The organism is Nostocoides vanveenii (assembly GCF_039531165.1).
GTDB classification, from domain to species: domain Bacteria; phylum Actinomycetota; class Actinomycetes; order Actinomycetales; family Dermatophilaceae; genus Nostocoides_A; species Nostocoides_A vanveenii.
In genome coordinates this window covers 1-23,229 of record NZ_BAAAPN010000051.1, presented here as the reverse complement: position 1 = coordinate 23,229, position 23,229 = coordinate 1, and the positions used below count along the sequence as shown (strand labels likewise).

The window sequence follows — 23,229 nt, the reverse complement described above, 5'->3', positions numbered from 1 at the left end:
GCGCCCGGACTCGTCCTTGGGAGTGCCCCGGGAAACTAGACTGGGTCGCCTTATGGCTCTCTCCTCAGACCCCGAATCCGCACCCGACCCGCTGCCGGGTGCGTCCGGCTACGCCGAGATCGACCTCGGTGCCATCCGGGCCAATGTCGCCTCCTTGAAGGAGCGTGCCGGCGACGCGGCCCTGATGGCCGTGGTCAAGGCCGACGGCTACGGGCACGGTGCCGTCCCGTCCGCGCGGGCCGCCCTCGCCGGCGGGGCGGACTGGCTCGGCGTTGCGCAGCTCTCCGAGGCTGTCGCCGTCCGCGCCGCGGGCGCCACCGCCCCGATGCTCACGTGGCTCTATGTCCCCGGCGCCGACCTCGGCTCGGCCGTGCTGGCCGACATCGACCTCGGCATCTCCTCGGTCGCCGCGCTCGACGAGCTGCTCCGGGCCACCACCCGGCAGGGCAAGACCGCGCGCATCCACCTCAAGGTCGACACCGGGCTCGCGCGCAATGGGGCGTATGGCAGCGACTGGACCGCCCTTGTCGCCGCCACCGCCCGCGCCGCGGCCGAGGGCGCCGTGGCGGTCGTCGGCGTCTTCTCCCACTTCGCGTATGCCGATGCTCCCGACCACCCGACCGTCCGCTCCCAGCAGCAGACCTTCGAAGCCGCCGTCGCCGAACTCGAGCGCACCGGCATCCGTCCGCAGGTGCGTCACCTGGCGAATTCCGCTGCCACACTGACCAATCCGTCGGCCGCCTATGACATGGTCCGCCCCGGTCTGGCGGTCTACGGGCTCTCGCCGATCCCCGACCTCGGCACGCCCGCCGACTACGGGCTGCGGGAGGCGATGCGCCTGATCTCGCATGTCGCGCTCGTCAAGGACGTGCCCGCCGGCCAGGGCGTCAGCTACGGCCATACCTACGTCACCGACCGGGCGACCCGGCTCGCGCTGGTCCCGCTCGGCTATGCCGACGGCCTGCCGCGCAACGCCTCCAATGCCGGACCGATGCTGCACCGCGGTGTGCGGCAGACGATCGCCGGCCGCGTCTGCATGGACCAGGTCGTTCTCGACCTCGGTCCCGACGCCGACGTGGCACCGGGCGACCCGGTCGTGCTCTTCGGCCGTGGCGAGGACGGCGAGCCCACGGCGCAGGATTGGGCCACGGCCACCGGCACGATCAGCTACGAGATCGTCACCCGTGTCAGCTCGCGGCTGCCTCGTGTCTATGTCGGAGAGGGCCGATGAGCCGAAGCCGCGGCCTGACAGCCGCGGGCCTAGGGCTCGCTGTTGCGGCCGGGGCGGTCAGCGCGGGCGGGGCGATGGCTCGCCGCGCCACGTTGCAGCGCCAGCGCCTCGACGGGATCGACGGCGCCGAGGTCGGCGCCGCGCACCCCTTTGACTGGATCCCCGACGCGATCCTCGCCGTGACTACGGATGACGGGCTGAGCCTGCACGTCGAGGTCGACGAGCCGGTGGGCAGCGAGACCGGGCCGACGGTGGTCTTCGCCCACGGCTACTGTCTGGCCCTGGGCTGCTGGATCCACCAACGCCGTGCCCTGGTCGAGGCCGGCTACCGCGTGGTGTGTTACGACCAGCGCGGGCACGGACAGTCCGCCCACGGGGACATCGCGAACGACACCATCGATCAACTCGGCCGAGACCTGCACGCCGTCATCGCCGCCACCACCCCGACCTCCCCGCTCATGCTCGTGGGACATTCGATGGGCGGGATGACCGTGATGGCGCTGGCCGATCAGCACCCGATGGTGATCCACGAGCGCGTGATCGCGGCGGCTTTCCTGGCCACGACGGCCGGCGGCGACGGGCTGATCACCACCGGTTTCGGCCGGCATCTCGGTGCTGCCGTCCTTCGCAACGGTCCCGGTGTGCTCGCGAATATTGCTGCCCGGCAGGGAGTTTGGCGGCGTGCCCGGATCCTCGGCCGAGACCTCGAGTCGGCGCTTGTCGATCGCTTCTCCTTCGGCTCGCCGGTCTCGCAGGAGACTGTCCGGTATGCCGCGGACATGCTGCTCGGCACCGACCTCACCGTCGTTGCCGCCTTCCTGCCGACGCTGGAGAGCCACGACAAGCAGGCCGCCCTGGCCGCCTTCGCCGGCATCGACACCCTGGTGATCAATGGGGAGGAGGACCGGCTCACCCCGCCCGAGCACAGTCAGGCGATCGTCGACGCGCTCCCGGGATGCGAGCACGTCGTCATCACCGATGCCGGTCACCTGGTCATGCTCGAGCACCCGGCACTCGTCAACGCCAACCTGCTCGCGCTGATCGATCGGGCGCTGGTCGACCATCCGGCCGTCACGGGTCAACGCAAACGCAAGGTCACCGATATCGCTCGGCGCCGTGCGGTGGCCAAGGCTCGCGGCAGCAGGACCCCCCGTGCGTCCCGGGCCAGGGCAGCGGCGCGATGACCACCGGCACCGTCACCCTGCCCCGCCCCGAGGACGTCACCGGCCTCGGCCGGGCCCTCGCGGTGCTCCTGCGCGCTGGCGACCTGATCATCCTCACCGGCGATCTCGGGGCCGGCAAGACCACCCTCACTCAGGGCATCGGCGCGGGCCTGAACGTCCGGGGCGCGGTGACCTCACCGACCTTCGTCATCGCGCGTCTCCACCCGGCACTCGGCGAGGGACCCGCGCTCGTCCACGTCGATGCCTATCGCCTCGGCTCCACCGTGGAACTCGACGATCTCGACCTCGACGCCGACATCGCCGATTGCGTGACGGTCGTGGAGTGGGGGGAGGGCCTGGCCGAGGACCTCGCCGACAGCCACCTCGCGCTCCACCTGAGCGCCGACCCGGACACCGAGGTCCGCACCCTGAGGCTGAGGAGCGTCGGGGACCGCTGGACGTCGCCAGCCCTGCGGCAGGCGCTCACGGCGCTGGTCGCGGACTGCGCCGGCGATGAGATCGGCGGGTGATCGTGCGCCTCCTTGCCATCGACACCGCGACGTCCGCGATCACCGCCGCCGTGTGCGACCAGAGCACGACCCTCGCCGAAGTGGCCGTGATCGACGCACGCCGGCATACCGAAGCCTTGGCGCCCGCCGTCGCCGATGTCCTGCAGCGCAGTCGGATCGAGGCGCGCGACCTGACGCACATCGCCGTCGGCATCGGCCCCGGGCCGTTCACTGGCCTGCGCGTGGGCATCGTGACCGCGGTGACCGTGGGCTATGCCCTGGGCATCCCCGTGCACGGCGTCTGCTCGCTCGATGCGCTCGCCCAGGCGTATGCCGATGCCCACCCCGAGCCCGCCGATGTCGTCGTTGCCACGGACGCGCGGCGCACGGAGGTCTACTGGGCCCGGTATGCCGTGTCCGCCGGCTTCGCCGTCCGTCGCAGCGAGCCGTCCGTCGGCCGGCCCGCGGAACTGCCAGCCGAGGTCCGCGCGCTGCCGGCCATCGGGCGAGGCGCAGTTCTCTACCCCGAGCTGCTCCCGAATGCCGCTCTCCCGCTTGACGTCTCGGCGGCGACCCTGGGTGCGGTGGCGATCCGTCACCTGCTGGCGGGCGACCCGATCCCGCCCACTCCGCTCTATCTGCGCCGCCCCGACGCGCACGAGCCGGGCACTCCGAAGTCCGCACTCGCCGATGGCGGCACGTCGTGATCGCCGAGGCCGCTGTGGACGTGCGGCCGATGTCCTGGACCGACCTCGACGACGTCGACGCACTCGAACGCCTGCTCTTCCCGGCTGACGGGTGGTCGCTCGCGACCTGGTGGGCCGAACTCGCCGCACGCCCTCGGCGGGAGTATGTCGTTGCGCGCGTGGCTGATTCGGTGGTCGGCTATGCGGGGATCGATCACGGTGGTGACACCGCGGACGTCATGACCATCGGCGTCTCGCCCAGGGTCGGTGGCCGGGGCATCGGGCGCATCCTGTTGGGGGAGTTGATCGGCCGGGCCGTCCGCGAGGGCGCCGACGCTGTCCTCCTGGAGGTCCGAGCCGACAACATCGCCGCCATCGGGCTCTATCGCGGCGCCGGCTTCGAGACGATCCAGACCCGTCGGCGCTACTACCAGCCCGGCGACGTCGATGCCTTGGTGATGCGCAAACTCCTTTTCCCCCAAAGTGATTCGGTGACCACGGACAAGGAGGACCGATGAGCGACGAACCACTGGTGCTCGGCATCGAGACCTCCTGCGACGAGACCGGCGTCGGCATCGTCCGGGGTGAGACTCTCCTCGTCGACGCCATCGCGAGCAGTGTCGATGAGCACGCCCGATTCGGTGGAGTCGTCCCCGAGGTTGCCAGCCGGGCCCACCTCGAAGCGATGGTGCCGACCATCGAGCGGGCCTGTGCGGGCGCGGGTGTCCGCCTCGACGACCTCGACGCGATCGCCGTCACCGCGGGCCCGGGCCTTGCCGGCGCCCTGATGGTCGGGGTGGCCTCCGCCAAGGCTCTCGCCCTGGCGCTCGGCAAGCCGATCTATGGCGTCAACCACCTCGCCGCGCATGTTGCCGTCGACATCGTCGAGCACGGGCCGCTGCCGGAGCCGGTGCTCGCGATGCTCGTGTCGGGTGGGCACTCCTCGTTGTTGTTGGTCCCCGACGTCACCGGCGATGTGCAACCGCTCGGGGCGACAATCGACGATGCCGCGGGCGAGGCCTTCGACAAGGTCGCCCGCGTGCTCGGCCTGCCCTTCCCCGGCGGACCACACATCGATCGGGCCGCCCGCGATGGTGAGATCACCATCGACTTCCCCCGCGGTCTGACGACCGGGCGCGATCTCGAAAGGCACCGCTTCGACTTCTCCTTCTCCGGCCTCAAGACCGCGGTCGCCCGCTGGGTCGAGACCGAACGCCGCGCCGGACGCACCGTCCCCGTCGCCGAGGTCGCGGCGTCCTTCCAGGAAGCCGTCGTCGATGTCCTGACCCGCAAGGCGATTCGCGCCTGCGTCGAGCACGGCGTCCAGGACATGCAGATCGGCGGCGGCGTGGCGGCGAACTCCCGCCTGCGCGCCCTGGCCCAGGAGCGCGCGGATGCCGCGGGCATCCGGTTGCGGGTGCCGCGTCCCGGGCTGTGCACCGACAACGGCGCAATGGTGGCCGCACTCGGCGCGCAGTTCGTGATGCGCGGGCGCGAACCTTCCCAACTCTCCCTCCCGGCGGATTCCTCGATGCCGGTGACCGAGGTGCGGGCGTGAGGGCACGGCATACGGTCATCGTCGCGGCCGCCGTGGCGCTCGCGGCCTGCACCTCGCCCGCCCAGGAGGCGCGCACCGGCGCGACGCCGAGCGCGTCGGCGACGACAGCCGCCACGGATACGCCGAGCACCTCCACCCCGCCGTCGGCGACCGTCGACGCCAGGGCGGCGTGCATAGCCAAACTCGCCGCCGGGATGAGCAATCGCGCGCGGGTCGGCCAGTTGCTCATGGTCGGTCTGGAACCCGCGTCGGGCGCACCCGGCGTCAAGACTGCGGTCGCGACCTATGGCGCGGGTGGGGTGATTTTCCTCGGCGGCTGGTCCGGTGCCGCAACCGTCAAATCGGTTGCCTCCCAGGTCGCTTCGTATGCCAGCGGCCCGGCACTCTTCGTCGCCGCGGACCAGGAGGGCGGGCAGGTCCAGCAACTCAAGGGCGCCGGATTCTCCGTGATCCCGTCCGCCGAACAGCAGTCCGGCCTCGGCTCGGCCGCGCTGACCACCTCGGCCACCGGCTGGGCGGAGGAATTGCGCGCCGCCGGCGTCAATGTCAACCTCGCTCCGGTCGCGGACACCGTGCCCGCCGACATCGGCACGGCCAATGGCCCGATCGGCCGCTATCACCGCGAATACGGCGCCACCCCCGAGTTGGTCACGCAATCGGTGACCGCCTTCATCGACGGCATGCATGCCGGGGGAGTCGCCGCGACCGTCAAGCATTTCCCGGGCATCGGGCGCATCGCCGGCAACACCGACACCGCGAGCACGGGCATCACCGACAACGTCGCCACCGTCACCGATCCCGATCTCGCGCCTTTCGCGGCCGGCATAGCGGCGGGTGCCGACTTCGTGATGGTCAGCTCGGCGAACTACCCGAAGATCGCTGAGGGACAGGCGCTTTTCGCGCCCGCGATCGTCACCGGTCTGCTTCGCGATCGCTTGGGGTATGCCGGCGTGGTCATCACCGATGACGTCGGTGCGGCCGCCGCGGTGGCGGCCGTCCCCATCGGCAATCGCGCCACCGGCTTCATCGCCGCGGGCGGTGACATCGTCCTGACGGCTCGGCCGAGCGACATACCAATCATGTCCAAGGTGGTGCTGGCGCAGGCCGCCGCCGACCCCGTCTTCGCCGATCAGGTGGCCGCGGCCGTGACACGAGTGCTCACGTTGAAGACCGCACGGGGGCTGACAACCTGCTCGTGAATCGGCGGCATTCCGTCGTTACCGATCGGTAGAGAAGTGGGCGGAAGTGCGCCATTCTTGACTGCGCGCGACACCGAGGCCGCGCGACCCGCGCGCTGCCGCCACGTCGGACGGCCCGCCAGACCTCCCGAACGGAGACCAGTGATGAGTGCACGTCGACTCGCCGCCGCCACCGCGATGGCAACCCTGGCCGCCCTGGCCGTGAGCGCACCCGCGCAGGCTCGCCCGCTGGGGGCCACCGACACGCCCAGCGCCTGTGTCGCGCATAGGGACAGCGTGAACATCGGCCGGGCCGCTCAGGGCGGCAACCGCAAGGACGCGAACGAGATCACGGCCGCCCGGGCCGCCGCCATGGAGTCGCGGCTCGCCGCCGCCCTGGCCACCAAGGGGGGCCGCGCGGCCTTCACCCCGGTCACCGTCAAGGTCTACATGCACGTCATCACCGACGGCGCCACGGGCAATCTCAGCTCGTCGATGATCGCCAACCAGATCTCGGTCCTCAACGCCGCCTATGCCGCCACCGGCTTCTCCTTCACGCTGGTCGCGACGGACTACACCAACAACGCGACCTGGTACAACGGGCTGACCTCGGGCACCACCGCCGAGCGCAACATGAAGACGGCGCTGCGCAAGGGCACCAAGGCCGACCTCAACCTCTACAGCGCCAACCTCGGCGGCGGCTTGCTCGGCTGGGCAACCTTCCCCAAGTCGACCTATGACGTGATGGACGGCGTCGTCCTGCTCGATCAGTCCCTGCCCGGCGGCACCGCGGCGCCCTACAACCTCGGCGACACGGCCACCCATGAGGCCGGGCACTGGTTTGGGCTCTACCACACCTTCCAGGGCGGGTGCACCGGCAAGGGCGACTATGTCGACGACACGCCGGCCGAGAAGTCCGCGGCCTTTGGCTGCCCGACCGGGCGCGACTCGTGCGCCCGGCAGGCGGGGAAGGACCCGATCACCAACTTCATGGACTACACCGATGACGCGTGCATGACCCAGTTCACCAGCGGCCAGATCGCCCGTATGCAGTCGCGGTGGGTCGCCTTCCGCGCCTGACCGGCCCCGTCTGCCGGTCGATCACCGCGACGCGCCTGCGCGTCTGATCGGACGACCTGCGCGCGGGCTGACCCCGCTCTCACGAGCAGGTGGTCAGACCGCGCCCGGTCTTCAGGGCCAGGACGCGAGCCACCGAGGCATCGACCTTGGCGGCGAAGGACGGGCTCTTTTGGCGGGCCGCCAGGATGGCCGAAATCATCGGGCCCACCGTCGCCGGGTTGCCGGTGAGGATGATGTCGCCGCCCGCGGTGATGAAGCGCGTGGCGCGACTGCCCACCGGAGTCGACTGCACCGCAACGGCATTGCCCATGTCGTCGGTGACGACGACGCCCTGGTAGCCGATGGATCCGCGCAGCAGACCGCTGATCGTCGCCTGCGAAAAAACCGCCTGTCGGGTCGAGTCGATCTTGGGATACCAGGCCGAACTCATCATCACGAAATCGGCGCCGGCCGCGATGCCGGCCTTGAACGGAATGAGATAGCCCGACGTCGCGGCTGTCACGTCGTCGGTGATCCCGGTCGCCGACGTGTCGGTGTTGCCCGTGACGCGTCCGAGGCCGGGGAAGTGCTTGACGGTGGCGGCGACCCCACCAGCGTGCATGGAGGCGACGACGGTGCTGACGTCGGTGGCGACGCGGTCGGCCGAGTAGTCGTAGTTGCGGAAGTAGTAGCCGATCGGCCGGTTGTACGGCATGAAGGACTTGCTCACCGTGTCTGCGACCGGCGCGAGGTTGACGTTGACCCCGGCGACGCGCATCTGCTTGGCCACCGTCGTGGTCTGCGTCACCAGAGTGCTGGGCGCCCACTTCTTGCCCTGGGTGAAGGCCGTCGGCAGGTCGGTGAAGCCGTAGCCCTGCAATTGCTGGACATAGCCCCCCTCCTGGTCCGCCGAGACCAAGAGTCCCACGCGTGGGTCGGCCAGCCCGGAGAGGTGATGGGTCGTCGCGGCCACCGAGGTCCGCCCGCTGTGGAAGCCGCCGAGCAGCACCACGCCGCCGAGCGCGTAGGACCGCACGGTCGAGTCGACGCCGGACGGAGCCGCCGACGCGTCCAGACCGACCCAGATCAGTTGGCCGACCCGCTGGTTCACGGTCATGGACGCAACCAGGTCGCTGACGCAGGAGCGTTGGGAGAGCGTGAGATTCGACGTCGGTGACGTGCTCGCGGAGGCGACGGGAACGGCATACGCCGGGGCGCCGGAGGCGAGCAGAGCGGCTGTGGCGCCGCCGCCCGCGACCAGCCCGGCGACCCGCCGGCGGCAACCACGTCCGTTCCCGGTCCGTATGCCGCCCGCTCGCCCGCTCGTGACTCGTCGCATTCCGCTCAACCTTTCTGACCGAATCCCTTCGTGAGCGTAGACGCCCCAACACGGCGCGGGGTTGGGGCGCAATAGGCTGCGCCCCATGACGGCTGTCCCGGTGGTTCTCGACGTCGATACCGGAGTCGACGATGCCTGCGCCCTGCTGCTCGCGGCCCTGCACCCGGGCCTTGATCTGCGGGCGGTCACATGTGTCGGCGGCAATGCGCCGCTCGCCGATGTCGTCCGCAACACGCTCACCGTCCTCGACGCGGCCGGCCGGCCCGACGTGCCAGTGGCGGCAGGGGCGGACCGGCCGCTGCTGGAGGACCCGGTCGACGCGCGGCACGTGCACGGCGAGGACGGGATGGGCGATCTCGACTGGGCCCCGTCCACGCGCGCGCCGATCCCGGGCCACGCAGTGGAGTTGCTGCGCGACACCCTGCGCGACGCGGCCGCCGCGGGGGAGCGGGTCACGGTCATCCCGCTGGCTCCGTTGACCAATATCGCGCTGCTGCTGCGGACCTATCCCCTTGCGGCAGAAGGGATCGAGCGCATCGTGTTCATGGGTGGATCGGCTGCCATCGGCAACGCAACGGCGTCCGCCGAGTTCAACATCTTCCACGACCCGGAGGCCGCGGCGATCGTCTTCGACGCGACCGCGGACCTGGGCATTCCGCTGACCATGTACGGGCTGGATGTCTTCTACGAGCCCCAGGTCTCGGCGCTCGACGCCGCCGAATTGGTCGCGGCGGACCCCACTGGAGCAGCCGGATTGGGAGGCCGGTTGATCGCGTTCCAATGCGAGCGCTTCGACGCCGACGCGGCGACCATCGGTGACGCCGGTGCGGTGTGCGCAGTGGCCGACCCCGACGGTTTGCAGACGCGGACCTTGCCGGTGCGCGTGGAGTTGGCCGGGCGCTACACGCGCGGCCGGACCGTTGTCGACCACCGGGACTGGTCGGGCGACCTGACGCACGACCCGCACGGGCAGTCGGATGTCGTCGTGGACGTCGGCCTGGGCATCGACGGGCCGCGCTATGCCCGACTGTGGCTGGACACCTTGCGGGCTGGTGCGCGCACAACTCCGGCCGTCGGTGCCGCAGCGGTGGGTGCGTGATGGGCCGGGTCATCGTTGTGGGCTCGATCAATGTCGATCACGTCGCGCATGTCGACGACTTCCCCAAACCGGGGGAGACGATCAGCGCCTTGCGGCTCGATCTGATGGCCGGCGGCAAGGGGGCGAACCAAGCCGTGGCGGCTGCCAGGGCGGGCGCGGACGTTGTCATGGTCGGCTGTGTCGGCGACGATCCCTATGGTGTCGCCTACCGGAATCGCTTGGCGCAGTTGGGCATCAATGTCAGTGCGGTGCGCGTCGTCGGCGGCGAGCCCACGGGCACGGCATACGTCACATTGGACGCGGCGCGCGAGAACACCATCGTCACCGTGGCTGGGGCGAATGCCGAAGTGGCGTTGACGGACGCGCAAGCGGTGCCTGGCGTCGGGCCGGGCGACGTCGTCGTTCTGCAGTTGGAGATTCCCCACCACGTGGTGGCTGCGGTTGCGGAATGGGCGGCGGACCGCGGAGCGCGGGTGGTCCTGAATGTCGCGCCCTTTGCGGTCCTGGACCCGCCCGCCTTGGCGGTCGCGGATCCGGTGGTTGCCAATGAGCACGAGGCGCTTCGTCTCGCCGATGCCGATCTCGGGACGGGCGGGTCTCTGCTGGTGACTCTCGGCCCCAGCGGTGCGGTGTGGGACGGCGAGCACGTGCCGGCGGCAGCGGTGCCCGGCGACGAGGTCGTCGACACGACGGGCGCGGGCGACGCCTTCGTCGGGGCGCTCGCCGCCGCCCTGGCCGCCGGCGCCGATCGCGCGAGCGCGATGGCCGCCGCAGCCCGGGCCGGTGCCGCCGCTGTCGCGACCCCGGGCGCCCAACCCGACGGCGACCTCGGCCCCACCCGCCACTCCTGACCCCGGACGAGGCGACAGCTTTCCCGCCCGAGGCCAGAACTGCCTTGTTGGCAGGGGAAGAATTCCCAGGCAAATGAGGGGTTTGTGGCGTCGGGCTTGAACGCTGAGGACGCTCCGCACCCCAGACGCCGGTTCGGCAGGGGGAGGACGGGCGCTTTAAGGTTGGCGCGTGAGCGAACCCAGCACTTCCACCCGTCGCGACGTCGGTCTGGTCTTTCTCGGCGCCTCCCTGGTAGCCGGGGTGGGCGACCCCAAGGGCCAGGGCTGGGTCACCCGGGTGGTCGCGCGCAGCCAGTCGCCGGATGTGGACCTCACGGCCTACAACCTCGGGGTGCGCGGGGCGACGTCGGGCGATGTGCTCGACCGCTTCCGTGCCGAGGCCCCGGCGCGTTTCGACGGGCGCGGCGAGCGGCGGCTCGTGCTCTGCGTCGGCGCAAACGACCTCGCCACCGGCGTGAGTGTCGCCCGGCACCGCCTCAACCTCGCGACGATCCTCGATGAGGCCCAGAGCGGCAGCATCCCGGCCTTCGTCGTCAGCCCGCCGCCGGGGACGAATGCGCAGGACAACGCCGGCATCGAGGTGCTTGTCGACGCCCAGGCCGACGTTTGCGCTCGCCGCGGCATCCCGTTCGTCGACTGCTATCGCCCGCTGCTCGGCCACGACCAGTGGGACTCGGATCTGGCTGCCGCGACTATCCCGGGGCATCCCGGACAGGCTGGCTACGGCCTGATCGCCTGGCTCGTTCTCAACGGGGGCTGGCGCGAATGGCTCGACATCTAAGGTGCCCGCAAGATTCGTCGGATCGTCGCCGTTGACGGTCCGTCGCGGATCTGGGTCGGCCGCGCGTTGGGGAGTGAGCAGGGCGGCGGCAGCCCACGGCATACGGTAGGCGGATGAGCGACCGACCCATCCGCATCGGTGTCCAACTGCACCCCCAGCAGGCCGACTATGCCCAGATCCGCAAGGCCGTTATCCGCGCCGAGGAGATGGGCGTCGACGTCCTGTTCAACTGGGATCACTTCTATCCGCTCTACGGCGACGAGGACGGCAAGCACTTCGAGTGCTGGACGATGCTCGCGGCCTGGGCGGAGCAGACCAGCCGCGTCGAGATAGGTGCCCTGGTCACCTGCAATAGCTATCGCAACCCGAACCTGCTCGCCGACATGGCTCGCACCGTCGACCACATCAGCGACGGGCGGCTGATCCTCGGGATCGGGTCCGGGTGGGCGGAGCGCGACTACACCGAATACGGCTATCTGTTCGGCACCGCCGGCAGCCGGCTGGACGACCTCGGCGAGGCGCTGCCGGTCATTGAGGCCCGTTGGGAGCAGCTCAATCCAGCGCCCACGCGCAAGATCCCGGTGCTCATCGGCGGCGGCGGCGAGAAGAAGACGCTGAAGTTCGTTGCGCGCCACGCCGACATCTGGCATACGTTCGTCCAGGGCGACGATCTGGCGCACAAGATCGACGTCCTGCGCGGGCATTGCGCGAGCGGGGGCCGGGACCTAGCCGACATCGAGATCTCCGTGGGGGTCGGCGGGCGCGGGCGCGAAGGCCGGCTGCCCGACGCTCCCGAGGTCGAAGGCCGGCCGTTGCATGACCTCGGTGCCCGGCTCTTCACGCTCGGCATCGGTGGGCCGGACTACGACCTGTCCGTCGCCGAGCCGTGGATCGCGTGGCGCGACGCGCTCAACGCCGTGAGCTGACGCTATTGATGAGTGATATCGCGGTCAGGGCCGCGATATCACTCATCGATAACCGAACAGCGCCGCGAGTTGTCCACAGCCCGCCCGAGTCCCGGTCGACGGATCCGGCGTCTGCGGGCAGCCTGGCCGTATGCCGCACCATCCCCGAGCGCGCGGGTTCACCTTCCCGCCGCTCGGCGCCCTGCCGCTGCTCACCCTCGTCCAGGCGCGGGCGGCCTATGGCGAGCAGGCGGTGCGGTGGAAGGTGGACAGCGGTCGCTGGCAGCGGATCCACCACGGCATCTTTGTCACCCATTCCGGTCCGATCGACTGGGCGACGCGGGCCGGCGCCGCAGTTCTGGCCACCAGTCGTCCGTCGACCCGGCTGGGGGACGGCGGCCACTCGATGTCCGCCGGCCTGATGGGATGGTCCGCGGCCTTGGTGGACGGACTGAGCGATGTCGAGCCCGACGTCATCGGCATCGTGGTGCCCCTTGGGCGCCGTATTGCCGTCCCGGCGGGTCTCCACGTCGTCACCTCGCGCCGGCTCACGGTGCGGAGCGAGATTTGGCCGCCCCGCACCACCATCGAGTCAACCGTGATCGGGCTGGCTGACGAGGAGCCGGATGACGTCACCCTCGCGCTCATCGGCCGTGCCCTACAGCAGCGCCGCACGACGATGCGTCGGCTTCGAGCCGAGCTCGCCACGTGGCCGAGGCACGGCAAGCGGGATCTGCTCGAGGCCGTGCTCGCGGACGAGGCCGACGGTTGCGAGAGCGCACTGGAGTTGCGGTGGTTTCGCGATGTCGAGCGCCCGCACGGCATCCCTGCGCCGACCCGTCAGACCCCGCTAGTCGTGCGCGGTCAGGGACGCCGTTTCGACCTCGATTGGGATGACGCCAACCTCTGCGTCGAACTCGACGGACTCCTCTTCCACACTGCCGCAACGGCATTGACCGATCGCCAGAAGATCAACGCCCTGGCCGGGCGGCGCCGAAGCCACCTGCGCTACGGCTGGCTCGAAGTCACGCGTTCGCCCTGCTCGATCGCCGCGGAGGTGGTGGCCACGGCCCAAGCCCAGGACGCTCGCTGGCCGTCGCGGGCCTGTCGCACGCCCGGGTGCCCGGTGCTTCGTGTCACCGGCTATTGAGGAGTGATATCGCGGCCCTGACCGCAATATCACTCATCGATGACTCGCATCAGTCCTGGTCCAGCACCAGCACCGCGTTGTGTCCGGCCACGCGAGTCAGCAGGAGGGTCGCATCGGCGCCCGGGCGGACCTTCAACTGCCGCATCAGGCCCGCCTCATCCAGGCGCACGCCGCGCTTCTTGATCGTCACCCCGCTGATCTGGCGCGCCCGTAGCCAGGCGCGGAGCGCCTTGACGTTGAGCGGCAGCACATCCCGCACCGCATACCGGCGCGCATACCCCAGCCCGTATGCCGTGTCCGCCGTCACATAGCCGAGCCCCGGTTCCAGTTCGCGCCCGTCCGTTGCCGCGGTCACCGCGCCGACCAAGTCCGCCTGGACCAGAGCCCGGTCGGTCTCGTAGAGCCAGGGGTGCACCTCGTTTACCCCACCCACGCACGGGACGTCCGCCGTCGCGGTGTCTTCAGTGACCTCGATCGGCGCCTGCCCGGGCCGCAGCACGCGCGCGGTCCGACCGCGGGTGCGCGCCAGCGGGCCGAACCACACCGTGCACTCCAGCAACTCACCGGCCCGCGAGACCCATTGCGCCTCGGCGCCGCGCGGCAGTTGGTCGTGGGGGAAGGAGGGCGAGAGTTTGACCCCGGTTGCCGGCACGGCCTGCGCGATCGACAAGACCGTCGTCCAACTCGGCGCGATGTCATCGAGCCGGAAGACCCGCCGCGTCCGGCCGGCCGCATCGGCGACTCCGCCCACTCGGCGCGCCGGGTCCAGCCAGGCGCCAACGCGGTCGCGCCCTGCACCTGGCGGGGCGACCCAGTCTTCGGCCAACCCGACCCGGGCCCGCGAATCCGGCCACGGGCGCAGATTGGCATCCGCCACGGCGGCTGTCACCGGATCCGCGTCGATCGCCGCGACGGTCACATCGAGGGCGGCCAGCGCCATCGCGTCCGAGCCGATGCCGCAACCTAAGTCATGTGCAGTGGCAATCGACGCCTGAGCGAAGCGTTCGGCGTGCCCGGCGGCGATTTCGAAGCGCGTGGCCTGCTCCAGGCCGTCCGCCGTGAACAGCATCCCGTCGGCCAATTCCCCGAACTTCTCCCGGGCCCGCGTCCGCAATCGCTGCTGGGTCAGGGCCGCCGCTACCAGATCGGGAGCCAATCCGCCGGCACGCAAACGCGCCGATACACCCACAGCCGCCGACTCGTCATACGGGCCGAGGTCGCGAAGCACGGCCCGCCCGGCGGGGGAGCCGAGCCAGCGCACGGAGGCGACATCCACCCGCCCATCCAACACTGCCCCCGCCGGGAGGTGGAGGCACCGGCGAATCCGGTTGCTCCGCGACCCTCCCACCTGACAGCCTCGCGGTCATGAGCGTGCGACGGTTGACCGCGGATGACTGGGCGCTCTTTCGCGACATCCGCCTGCGTGCCCTGCGCGAGGCGCCCACCGCGTTCGGATCGACCTACGAGCGGGAGGTCGCTTTCGCCGAGGAGGACTGGCGAGTCCGTAGCCGCGGTGCCGCAGTCGCGACGGCGCCCGATGGCGACACCGTCGCGGTCGGCGGGACCTATGACGAGGGGGATCACCTGCACGTCGTTGCGGTCTGGACCGACCCGGCCGCGCGCGGGCGGGGCCACGCGACGGCGATCCTGCACGTCCTCCTCGACGATGCGTCGGCAGCCGGCCGCATCGTCGTGCTCGACGTCAATGTGGCCAATCCGGAGGTGATCGCCGTCTACGAGCGCTTCGGCTTCGAGCGCACCGGCGTTACCAGCCCCTTGCGCCCCGGCTCCACCGAAACCACGCAGACCATGCGCCTGCGCTGACTCGCGCAGCCTGCGCGGGCGCGGCCAGGCGGCCACCTACGACCCCGTCTGTCGCCGAGCGCTGGGGAGACGAACGCGAGCTGAGGTGAGAGCGCAGGGGTGACCACCTACGACCGCGTTTGTCGACGATCGAGCGAGACGGGGCGGCGACGAAGGAGCCGACCCGCCGAGCGCTGAGGAGATGAACGCCGAGAGAAGCAGGCGACGAAGGAGCTGACCCGCCGAGCGCTGAGGAGATGAACCCAAAAAGTCAACTGGCACTCGAGTTGACCGAGTGCTAATCGCGGCATAGATTGGCTGTTGGCACTCTCCCCGTGTGAGTGCCAATCGTGCACCGCAGCTCGACCCCCGCGACGGCGAGTTGCATCAGGCGCACGACCTCTTGTTTCCGATTCATTCGTAGTCGAATAGTGAAGGAGTCATCGTGTCGGTTTCCATCAAGCCGCTCGAAGACCGCATCGTCATCAAGTCCCTTGAGGCTGAGCAGACGACGGCGTCCGGCCTGGTCATCCCGGACACGGCCAAGGAGAAGCCCCAGGAGGGCGAGGTCCTGGCCGTCGGTCCGGGCCGCTGGAACGAGGACGGCGACGAGCGCATCCCGCTGGATGTCAAGGTCGGCGACCGGGTCATCTACAGCAAGTACGGCGGCACCGAGATCAAGCACGGCGGCGAGGAGTACCTCATCCTCTCCGCGCGCGACGTCCTCGCCGTCGTCGGCTGACCCCAGCCCACAGCATTCCCGTATGCCGTGACCGCGCCCCGCGCCGCCCTCGCCTAGGTGAGGCCCGGCCGGGGCGCGTCGCGCATCCCCTAGCAACCAACACCGCCGAGCCGCCCGCCCGGGTGAGTCATCGGCATACCGACGAAGGACAGTCATGGCCAAGCAACTGGAGTTCAACGACTCCGCCCGGCACTCCCTCGAGCGCGGCGTCGACGCGCTCGCCAATGCCGTCAAGGTCACCCTCGGCCCCAAGGGCCGCAATGTCGTCATCGACAAGAAGTGGGGCGCGCCGACCATCACCAATGATGGCGTGACCATCGCGCGCGAGGTCGAGCTCGAAGACCCCTTTGAGAACCTCGGCGCCCAGCTCGCCAAGGAGGTGGCCACCAAGACCAATGACGTCGCCGGTGATGGCACCACAACCGCGACCGTTCTCGCCCAGGCGATGGTCAAGGAAGGCCTGCGCAATGTCGCGGCCGGTGCCGCGCCGAGCAGCCTCAAGCGGGGCATCGACGCCGCCGTCGAGGCGCTGAACACCCGCCTGCTCGACAACGCCCGCGAGGTCGGCGGCAAGGACGAAATCGCGTCCGTCGCCGCGCTCTCGGCGCAGGACGCCACCATCGGCGGGATCATCGCCGACGCCTTCGACAAGGTCGGCAAGGACGGTGTCATCACCGTCGAGGAGTCCTCGACCGCCGAGACCGTCCTGGAGTTCACCGAGGGTATGCAATTCGACAAGGGCTACATCAGCCCCTACATGATCAGCGACCCCGAGCGCATGGAGGCCGTCCTCGAAGACGCCTACATCCTGATCAACCAGGGCAAGATCTCCACCATCGCCGACCTGCTCCCCGTGCTGGAGAAGGTCATGAAGACCGGCAAGCCGCTGGCCATCATCGCCGAGGACGTCGACGGCGAAGCGCTCTCCACCCTGGTCGTCAACAAGCTGCGCGGCACCTTCAACGCGGTCGCCGTCAAGGCCCCCGGCTTCGGTGACCGTCGCAAGGCGATGCTGCAGGACCTCGCGATTCTCACCGGCGGTCAGGTCATCTCCGAGGAGGTCGGCCTCAAGCTCGACCAGACCGGTCTCGACCTGCTCGGTCAGGCCCGTCGCATCGTGGTGACCAAGGACAACACCACGGTCGTCGACGGCGCCGGTTCGCCCGACGAGGTCACCGGCCGGATAAACACGATCAAGGCCGAAATCGAGAAGACCGACTCCGACTGGGACCGCGAGAAGCTCCAGGAGCGCCTCGCCAAGCTCGCCGGTGGCGTCTGTGTGATCAAGGTCGGCGCGCACACCGAGGTGGAGCTGAAGGAGAAGAAGCACCGCATCGAGGACGCGATCTCTGCCACCCGTGCGGCGATCGAGGAGGGCATCGTCGCCGGTGGCGGCACCGCCCTCGTCCACGCGCTTCCGGCGCTCGACGACCTCGGCCTGACCGGTGACGAGCTCACCGGCGCCAACATCGTGCGCAAGGCCGCGGCCGAGCCGCTGCGCTGGATCGCCGAGAACGCCGGCCTGGAGGGCTATGTCGCCGTCTCCAAGGTTGCCGACCTGCCGATCGGTCAGGGCCTCAACGCCGCGACCGGCGCGTATGTCGACCTGGTCGCCGCCGGCGTGCTCGACCCGGTCAAGGTCACCCGCTCGGCGCTGCGCAATGCCGCGTCGATCGCCTCGATGGTCCTGACCACCGACACCCTGGTGGTCGAGAAGAAGGAAGAGGAGCCCGCTCCCGCGGCCGGTCACGGGCACGGCCACGGCCACTGATCCGACCATCTTCGCCGCCGGCACGTGCCGCGCGGCGAATCTCGACGGCCCCCGACGCACCCTGCGTCGGGGGCCGTCGGCGTCGGCCGGGCTGTTCGCGTTCTGTTCGCTCGCTCGCACGGATGCGGCCATCGCCACGGGTTAAGTTCGAGTAATGACTGAGCGACGCAAGATGGCACGACGCGCGGCCAGCGAGGCGGTGGTCGAGGCCGGCTGGCAGTTCATCCTCGGCGGCTTCGAGACCTGGGTGCCGGCACAGGGGATCAGCGAGGCGATCGGCATCGCGACGATCGCGGGCCCGGCCGCTCCCGGCGATGCTGGGCTCGGCATCGATATCCGGCCGGACGGCATACGGCTGCGGATCCAGGACCCGGCGACCGGCTGGGTGGAGCAGCCGGAGGTCGACGCGGCTCAGGCGATTACCGCCCGACTACGCGAGCACGGCTACCACCCCGGCGGCCAGGGACCCGGGCCGCACGTCCAGCGGCTCGAACTGGCCCTCGACACTCTCGACGAAGACCGCATCAAGCCCTTCTGGCGCGCCGTCCTGGACTATGTCGACGGCCCTGACGGCGACTTGGTCGACCCGCGAGACCACGGGCCGTCGGTGTGGTTCCAAGCGATGGATCATCCACGGCCGCAACGCAATCGGATTCATTTCGACATCACCGTGCCGCACGAGCAGGCGCAGACGCGCATCGACGCCGGCCTGGCCACGGGTGGCCGCCTGCTGAGCACCGAATATGCGCCCTCCTTCTGGGTGCTCGCCGACCCCGAGGGCAATGAGATCTGCATCTGCACCTGGCTCGACCGCGACGAACGCCGCGACGCTGTCCTCGCGGCGCAGGCACGGGCACGGGCGCAGGAGCACCAGGCGGACTTGCCGGACGCACGCTGACCGTTCGGCGCACGCCGGGGCACAGGGGTCTTTACGCGCGATCCGAGCGGTGGGAGGTTGGCGGATGGCGGTCGAGCGGATGGTCCGGCCGACCTTGACGGAGGCGAACGCGCATGACCGCAGTGCACCGCATTTCCGCTGTTGCCTTGGCCCTCACTCTGGCGGGCGTCACTGCCGCCACCGCGAGCACCCCGGCACCCACGCCCCATTGGGCACAATTGCAGACCCATCAACTGCCCAACCCCGCGCAGCGGGAAGAAGGCGACGGCGAGGACGCCCTCGAGGTCGCAGACATGGCCGAGCAGTATGCGCAGCAGCGCAGCCTGCCCGCCGACACGGTGTCCGCGGCTGCACTCATCGCGGCTCGCGCTGCGGCACAATGGATGCCGCAGGCTCGTGCCCGGTCGACCGAGCTCACCACGACCGGCATGAACCCCGAGCCGGCCGGCTATACCGACCCGGTTTGGTCCAACCTCGGCTCGGGCTTCCAGAGCGTCGCCGGCCGGACGACCTCGCTGGCCGTCTCCGGATCGACCATGTATGCCGGCGCGGCCGACGGCGGCGTCTGGCGCTCCACCGACGGCGGCCGCCACTGGGTCTCGATCTGGGATCACAAGCCGACGCTCTCGATCGGCACGCTGACGATCACCACGGACAAGGCCCTGTGGGTCGGCACCGGTGAGGCCAACACGAACTCCGACTCCTACCTCGGCGTGGGGATCTACCGCTCGACCAGTGGGGGCTCGAGTCTCAGCCGGGTCGGGGGCTCGGAGTTGATGAACCACCAAGTTTTCCGGATCGTGGACGACGGCATGGGGACCGTCTACGCGGCCACCAGTCAGGGCCTCTACCGGCATTCGAGCACGAGTGCCGCGGGCGCCTGGCAACTGATCCTCAAGCCCGACCCGAACCCCACCGGTTCGCCCTACGCGACCTCCTTCATCACCGATGTGGTCGTGCGGCCAGGGAGCGGGGGCAAGCAGGTGCTGGCCGTTCTCGGCTGGCGCAATGGGTCGTCCTACAACGGCTTCTATCTCTCCCGCACGGGCGGTGCCAGGGGTAGCTTCGCCAGAATCACCCCCGGGGGCGCCATCGACGCGGAGGACATCGGGCGCACGACCTTCGCCTATTCGACGAAGGGCGATCGCCTGTATGCCGTTGTCCAGTCGCCCGAGGCTTTGCTCGCCGGCGAGGACTCGGTGCTGCAGGGGGTCTATGTCTCCGCGACCGGAAACCCCGCCGGTCCCTGGCGCAAGATCGCCGATGCCGACTCGCTGATGAAAACCGGCTCGGCGCTGACCTTCGAGGGCTACCACCCGGGCATCCAGGCTTGGTACAACCAGTTCCTCACCGTCGATCCCGCCGATGCCAAGCACATCTACGTCGGGCTCGAGGAGGTCTACGAGAGCCGGGACGGCGGAGCCACGTTCACCACGATCAGCCCCTACTGGAACTACGGTTTGGCCTGCGGTGACGCCTGCCCGAAGACCACCCACCCCGACCAACACGCCGTCGCCATCGCGGGCGGGAAGGTCGTCATCGGTAACGATGGCGGCGTCTTCTCCCGCCCGACGTCCAAGGTCGGATCCGGTTCCTGGACCAGCCTCAACGCCACCTTGCGCACCCTGCAGTACTACGACGCCGCCGCGGGCAAGATGGGGCCGGGGACGGCCTACTGGGGCGGGCTGCAGGACAACGGCACCTCGCTGATCAAGCCAGGAGGCACCCCCATCGAGCCGGCCGGTGGCGACGGTGGCTATGTCCTCGTCGACCCGGCCAATGCCAATCGTGCGGTCGGTGAGTACGTCGGCCTGCTGATGTATTCCACGACCGACGGCGGCCACAGCTTCACGACGATCTCCCCGGTCTGCGGCGGCTACAGGGGGGCCAACTGCGACCCGGGTGCACGTTTCATCGCGCCCTTCCAGGCCGATGTGAAGAACACCAACACGTGGGTGGCCGCGGGCACGAAGGTCTGGCGCACCACGAAGGGATGGGCGACCACCTGCTCTGGCACGACCTGCGACTGGAAGCCGGTGCACACCTTCGGCACCGATGGCGCCGGCCTGTCACGGATGGGCACGGCCCTCGCCGCCAATGGCGCGACCATCTATGCCGGCTGGATCGACGGGATCGCCAGCCCCAGCCCGACCTTCGCCACCGGCATCGACACGAACTACGGCGGTAGCTGGCATCGGATCACCTCGCCGGTCCTGCCCAACCGTTTCGTCGCTGGTTTGACTGTCGACCCGGCGAACCCGGCCCATGTCTATGCCGTCTACAACGGCTACTCGCGTCGGTGGATCCCCGGTGGCGGCGAGGGCGTGGTCTTCGAGTCGACCAGTGGTGGCCGCACCTGGCGCAATATCTCCGGCAACCTGCCGGACGCGCGCGGTGATGCCCTGGCCATCGTCGGCGGCAACCTGGTGCTCGGCACCGACGTCGGCGTCTTCCTCGCCACCACGTCCGCGCCGACCATGTGGCGCCGGGCACCCGGCCTGCCGAACTCCTCGGCCAACAGTGTCCGGCCCGTCCCGGGTGCGCAGGCTGTCGTCATCGGCACCCACGGTCGCGGCACCTGGCGGATCGACTTCTGATCCGTCGCGCCCGGCGGCGCGGGCGTGGGAGGATGACGGGCGATGTCCGTCCCCACCACACGCGTGCCGCCGGGCGGGCGCCTCGCCTGGTTCATCTTCGCTCTCGGCGTGGGGGCGTATGCCGTTGCCGTCCTGGGCCGCACCACCCTCGGTGTCGCGGGCATCCAGGCCGTCGATCACTTCGGTGCTCGGGCGAGCATCATTGCGACCTTCGTCGTCGTCCAGTTGATTGTCTACACCGCGATGCAGATCCCGGGCGGGTTGATGCTGGATCGCTTCGGGCCGCGCCGGATGATCACCACCGGTTTGGCCGTCATGGGCGTGGCGCAGGTGGTCATGGCCCTGACGGAGTCGGTCTCCGTCGCCATCCCCGCCCGAGCCGTGCTCGGCGCCGGCGACGCGTTCATCTTCGCCAGCGTCATCCGGCTGCTGCCCAACTGGTTCCCGCCCGGTCGGGTCCCGATCGTCACTCAGCTCGTCGGGCTCAGTGGCCAGGCCGGTCAGATCGCCAGCGCGATCCCCTTCGTCTGGCTGCTCGGTGCCCGCGGGTGGGCGCCGGCCTTCCTCGCCGTCGCCGTCCTGACCCTCGCCGCCTCGCTCGCTGCCGCCTTGCTCCTGCGCGATGTGCCCCCGGGCTTCGAGAAGGCCCAGGCTAGGCCGGGCCTGCGCACGCTGCGCAGCAATCTCGGCGCCGCCTTTCGCCACCCCGGCACCCGGCTCGGCCTGTGGACGCACTGGACGACCAGCTTCGCCCCGATGGTCTTCGGCCTGATGTGGGGCTTTCCCTATCTGACGCAGGGCGAAGGCCGCAGCCCGGCCCAGGCCAGCGCACTCATCACTTTGCTGGCCATCGTCGGGGCGATCGCCGGCCCGGTGCTGGGCCTGCTCGTCCAGCGCCATCCCTTACGCCGCAGCAATCTCGTGCTCGCCATGGTCGCCGCCGGCGTGGTGCCGTGGATCGCCGTCCTGTGCTGGCCCGGCCCGGCGCCGCTATGGCTGTTGACCGTCCTCTGCGCAGGTCTTGCCCTTGGCGGGCCTGGCTCGGCGATCGGCTTCGACTTCGCGCGGACCTTCAACCCGCGCCACCGGCTCGGGGTAGCCAACAGCGCGGTCAATATCGGTGGCTTCAGCGCGTGCATCATCGCGACGCTGCTGATCGGGGTGCTGCTCGACGTGCAGTCGACAGGTTCGGCATACACGCTCGATCAGTTCCGGGTCGCGATGGCGATCCAGCTGCCGTGCTATGCCCTGGGCATCCTCGGGATCTTCCGATCCCGGGTCCGGGCCCGTCGGCTACTCGCGGAGGCCGGCCAACCGGTGCCGCGCTGGCGCGAAGCGCTCCGGCGTGAGTGGGCCGCCCGCCAACGAGCGTCGGCCGCGCGGCGCTGACCCCGCCCGGGATCAGCTGGCCCGGCGGACCGACAGGCCATGCTCCTCATAGAAGGCGAGACGCTCGTCCTCACTCATGCCGCCCCACACGCCATACGGCTCTCGGGCCGCGAGCGCATGGTCACGACACAACTGGAGCACGGGACATTGGGCGCAGACTTCCTTGGCGGCCAGATCGCGCAGCCGTCGCGCGGAGCCCCGCTCACCTTCCGGGTGGAAGAAAACCTCGGGATTGAGTCCACGGCACAGACCGGCGAACTGCCAATCCCAATCGGATGCGATCGGCGCGGGTGCCGTCATCAAATCCGTCACTGTTCACCCCTCCTTCGGATCGGTGCCGGGGTCCTGGGAGTGAACTCCGACGTCGGTCACAGCGGGACGGTATGCCCCGATAGGGCGCCGTAGGGCAAGGCCTGAGTAAGAGGTTGCACGGATAGGTGCGGATGTTGCGTTTGGGGTGCGTGTTGCTGAAGGGGTGCAGGCGCGGACGCGAGTAGGAGAGGAGGTGTCAAAGCCAATC

General features: G+C 70.0%; 22 protein-coding genes. 19 read left to right on the top strand and 3 right to left on the bottom strand.

What is annotated here, in order from left to right; all coding sequences use genetic code 11:
• Positions 1 to 52: 52 nt before the first annotated feature.
• From alr to ABD209_RS11150, 8 genes are all read left to right on the top strand, one after another.
• The gene (alr, locus tag ABD209_RS11185) at positions 53 to 1,231 is read left to right on the top strand and encodes an alanine racemase (protein WP_344066152.1); all 1,179 of its coding nucleotides are present in this window, start codon (positions 53 to 55) and stop codon (positions 1,229 to 1,231) included.
• On the top strand, positions 1,228 to 2,415 hold the full coding sequence (locus ABD209_RS11180; RefSeq protein WP_344066149.1) for an alpha/beta fold hydrolase: 1,188 nt from the start codon (positions 1,228 to 1,230) through the stop codon (positions 2,413 to 2,415). Before alr ends, ABD209_RS11180 begins: the two co-directional genes overlap by 4 nt.
• Positions 2,412 to 2,924: a tRNA (adenosine(37)-N6)-threonylcarbamoyltransferase complex ATPase subunit type 1 TsaE gene (gene tsaE / locus ABD209_RS11175; RefSeq protein ID WP_324387435.1), complete on the top strand. Its 513-nt coding sequence runs from the start codon at positions 2,412 to 2,414 to the stop codon at positions 2,922 to 2,924. The genes ABD209_RS11180 and tsaE overlap by 4 nt, the downstream gene beginning before the upstream one ends.
• The gene (gene tsaB / locus ABD209_RS11170) at positions 2,921 to 3,610 is read left to right on the top strand and encodes a tRNA (adenosine(37)-N6)-threonylcarbamoyltransferase complex dimerization subunit type 1 TsaB (protein ID WP_344066145.1); all 690 of its coding nucleotides are present in this window, start codon (positions 2,921 to 2,923) and stop codon (positions 3,608 to 3,610) included. Before tsaE ends, tsaB begins: the two co-directional genes overlap by 4 nt.
• Positions 3,607 to 4,107 (top strand): ribosomal protein S18-alanine N-acetyltransferase, encoded by a 501-nt coding sequence (gene rimI / locus ABD209_RS11165; protein ID WP_344066142.1) that lies wholly within the window; start codon positions 3,607 to 3,609, stop codon positions 4,105 to 4,107. Before tsaB ends, rimI begins: the two co-directional genes overlap by 4 nt.
• Complete coding sequence (gene tsaD, locus ABD209_RS11160; RefSeq protein ID WP_344066139.1) at positions 4,104 to 5,147, top strand: tRNA (adenosine(37)-N6)-threonylcarbamoyltransferase complex transferase subunit TsaD; 1,044 nt, start codon at positions 4,104 to 4,106, stop codon at positions 5,145 to 5,147. The genes rimI and tsaD overlap by 4 nt, the downstream gene beginning before the upstream one ends.
• Positions 5,144 to 6,346, top strand: a complete 1,203-nt coding sequence (locus ABD209_RS11155) for a glycoside hydrolase family 3 N-terminal domain-containing protein (protein ID WP_344066136.1) — start codon at positions 5,144 to 5,146, stop codon at positions 6,344 to 6,346. The genes tsaD and ABD209_RS11155 overlap by 4 nt, the downstream gene beginning before the upstream one ends.
• A gap of 144 nt (positions 6,347 to 6,490) precedes the next feature.
• On the top strand, positions 6,491 to 7,405 hold the full coding sequence (locus ABD209_RS11150; RefSeq protein WP_344066133.1) for a zinc metalloprotease: 915 nt from the start codon (positions 6,491 to 6,493) through the stop codon (positions 7,403 to 7,405).
• A 79-nt stretch (positions 7,406 to 7,484) separates the two neighbouring features.
• Here ABD209_RS11150 and ABD209_RS11145 read toward each other — a convergent pair whose 3' ends face one another.
• Positions 7,485 to 8,723 (bottom strand): glycoside hydrolase family 3 N-terminal domain-containing protein, encoded by a 1,239-nt coding sequence (locus ABD209_RS11145; RefSeq protein ID WP_344066130.1) that lies wholly within the window; start codon positions 8,721 to 8,723, stop codon positions 7,485 to 7,487.
• An 85-nt stretch (positions 8,724 to 8,808) separates the two neighbouring features.
• On the opposite strand from ABD209_RS11145, the gene ABD209_RS11140 reads away from it, so the two are divergent.
• The 5 genes from ABD209_RS11140 to ABD209_RS11120 all read left to right on the top strand — a co-directional run bounded on the left by ABD209_RS11140 (position 8,809) and on the right by ABD209_RS11120 (position 13,509).
• Positions 8,809 to 9,822: a nucleoside hydrolase gene (locus ABD209_RS11140; RefSeq protein WP_344066127.1), complete on the top strand. Its 1,014-nt coding sequence runs from the start codon at positions 8,809 to 8,811 to the stop codon at positions 9,820 to 9,822.
• Entirely contained in the window at positions 9,822 to 10,673 is an 852-nt protein-coding gene (locus tag ABD209_RS11135; RefSeq protein ID WP_344066124.1) for a PfkB family carbohydrate kinase, read from the top strand. Before ABD209_RS11140 ends, ABD209_RS11135 begins: the two co-directional genes overlap by 1 nt.
• Before the next feature lie 169 nt (positions 10,674 to 10,842).
• Entirely contained in the window at positions 10,843 to 11,454 is a 612-nt protein-coding gene (locus ABD209_RS11130; RefSeq protein ID WP_324388011.1) for a GDSL-type esterase/lipase family protein, read from the top strand.
• A gap of 113 nt (positions 11,455 to 11,567) precedes the next feature.
• Complete coding sequence (locus ABD209_RS11125; RefSeq protein ID WP_344066120.1) at positions 11,568 to 12,380, top strand: LLM class F420-dependent oxidoreductase; 813 nt, start codon at positions 11,568 to 11,570, stop codon at positions 12,378 to 12,380.
• Between the two features lie 130 nt (positions 12,381 to 12,510).
• Complete coding sequence (locus tag ABD209_RS11120) at positions 12,511 to 13,509, top strand: hypothetical protein (RefSeq protein WP_344066118.1); 999 nt, start codon at positions 12,511 to 12,513, stop codon at positions 13,507 to 13,509.
• A gap of 49 nt (positions 13,510 to 13,558) precedes the next feature.
• On the opposite strand, the gene ABD209_RS11115 is transcribed toward ABD209_RS11120, so the two are convergent.
• On the bottom strand, positions 13,559 to 14,785 hold the full coding sequence (locus ABD209_RS11115) for a class I SAM-dependent methyltransferase (RefSeq protein WP_344066115.1): 1,227 nt from the start codon (positions 14,783 to 14,785) through the stop codon (positions 13,559 to 13,561).
• An 89-nt stretch (positions 14,786 to 14,874) separates the two neighbouring features.
• On the opposite strand from ABD209_RS11115, the gene ABD209_RS11110 reads away from it, so the two are divergent.
• From ABD209_RS11110 to ABD209_RS11085, 6 genes are all read left to right on the top strand, one after another.
• The gene (locus ABD209_RS11110) at positions 14,875 to 15,333 is read left to right on the top strand and encodes a GNAT family N-acetyltransferase (protein ID WP_344066112.1); all 459 of its coding nucleotides are present in this window, start codon (positions 14,875 to 14,877) and stop codon (positions 15,331 to 15,333) included.
• A 424-nt stretch (positions 15,334 to 15,757) separates the two neighbouring features.
• The gene (gene groES / locus ABD209_RS11105; protein WP_344066109.1) at positions 15,758 to 16,054 is read left to right on the top strand and encodes a co-chaperone GroES; all 297 of its coding nucleotides are present in this window, start codon (positions 15,758 to 15,760) and stop codon (positions 16,052 to 16,054) included.
• A gap of 154 nt (positions 16,055 to 16,208) precedes the next feature.
• A complete protein-coding gene (gene groL, locus ABD209_RS11100; protein ID WP_344066103.1) occupies positions 16,209 to 17,825 on the top strand; it encodes a chaperonin GroEL in 1,617 nt (538 codons plus the stop codon).
• 154 nt (positions 17,826 to 17,979) lie between these two features.
• On the top strand, positions 17,980 to 18,723 hold the full coding sequence (locus ABD209_RS11095) for a VOC family protein (RefSeq protein WP_344066101.1): 744 nt from the start codon (positions 17,980 to 17,982) through the stop codon (positions 18,721 to 18,723).
• A 113-nt stretch (positions 18,724 to 18,836) separates the two neighbouring features.
• Positions 18,837 to 21,320 carry a WD40/YVTN/BNR-like repeat-containing protein gene (locus tag ABD209_RS11090; protein ID WP_344066099.1) on the top strand — a complete coding sequence of 828 codons (2,484 nt, stop codon included), beginning with the start codon at positions 18,837 to 18,839 and terminating at the stop codon, positions 21,318 to 21,320.
• A gap of 42 nt (positions 21,321 to 21,362) precedes the next feature.
• The gene (locus ABD209_RS11085; RefSeq protein ID WP_344066096.1) at positions 21,363 to 22,709 is read left to right on the top strand and encodes an MFS transporter; all 1,347 of its coding nucleotides are present in this window, start codon (positions 21,363 to 21,365) and stop codon (positions 22,707 to 22,709) included.
• Positions 22,710 to 22,721: 12 nt separating this feature from the next.
• On the opposite strand, the gene ABD209_RS11080 is transcribed toward ABD209_RS11085, so the two are convergent.
• Complete coding sequence (locus ABD209_RS11080; RefSeq protein ID WP_324387354.1) at positions 22,722 to 23,009, bottom strand: WhiB family transcriptional regulator; 288 nt, start codon at positions 23,007 to 23,009, stop codon at positions 22,722 to 22,724.
• Positions 23,010 to 23,229: the final 220 nt, after the last annotated feature.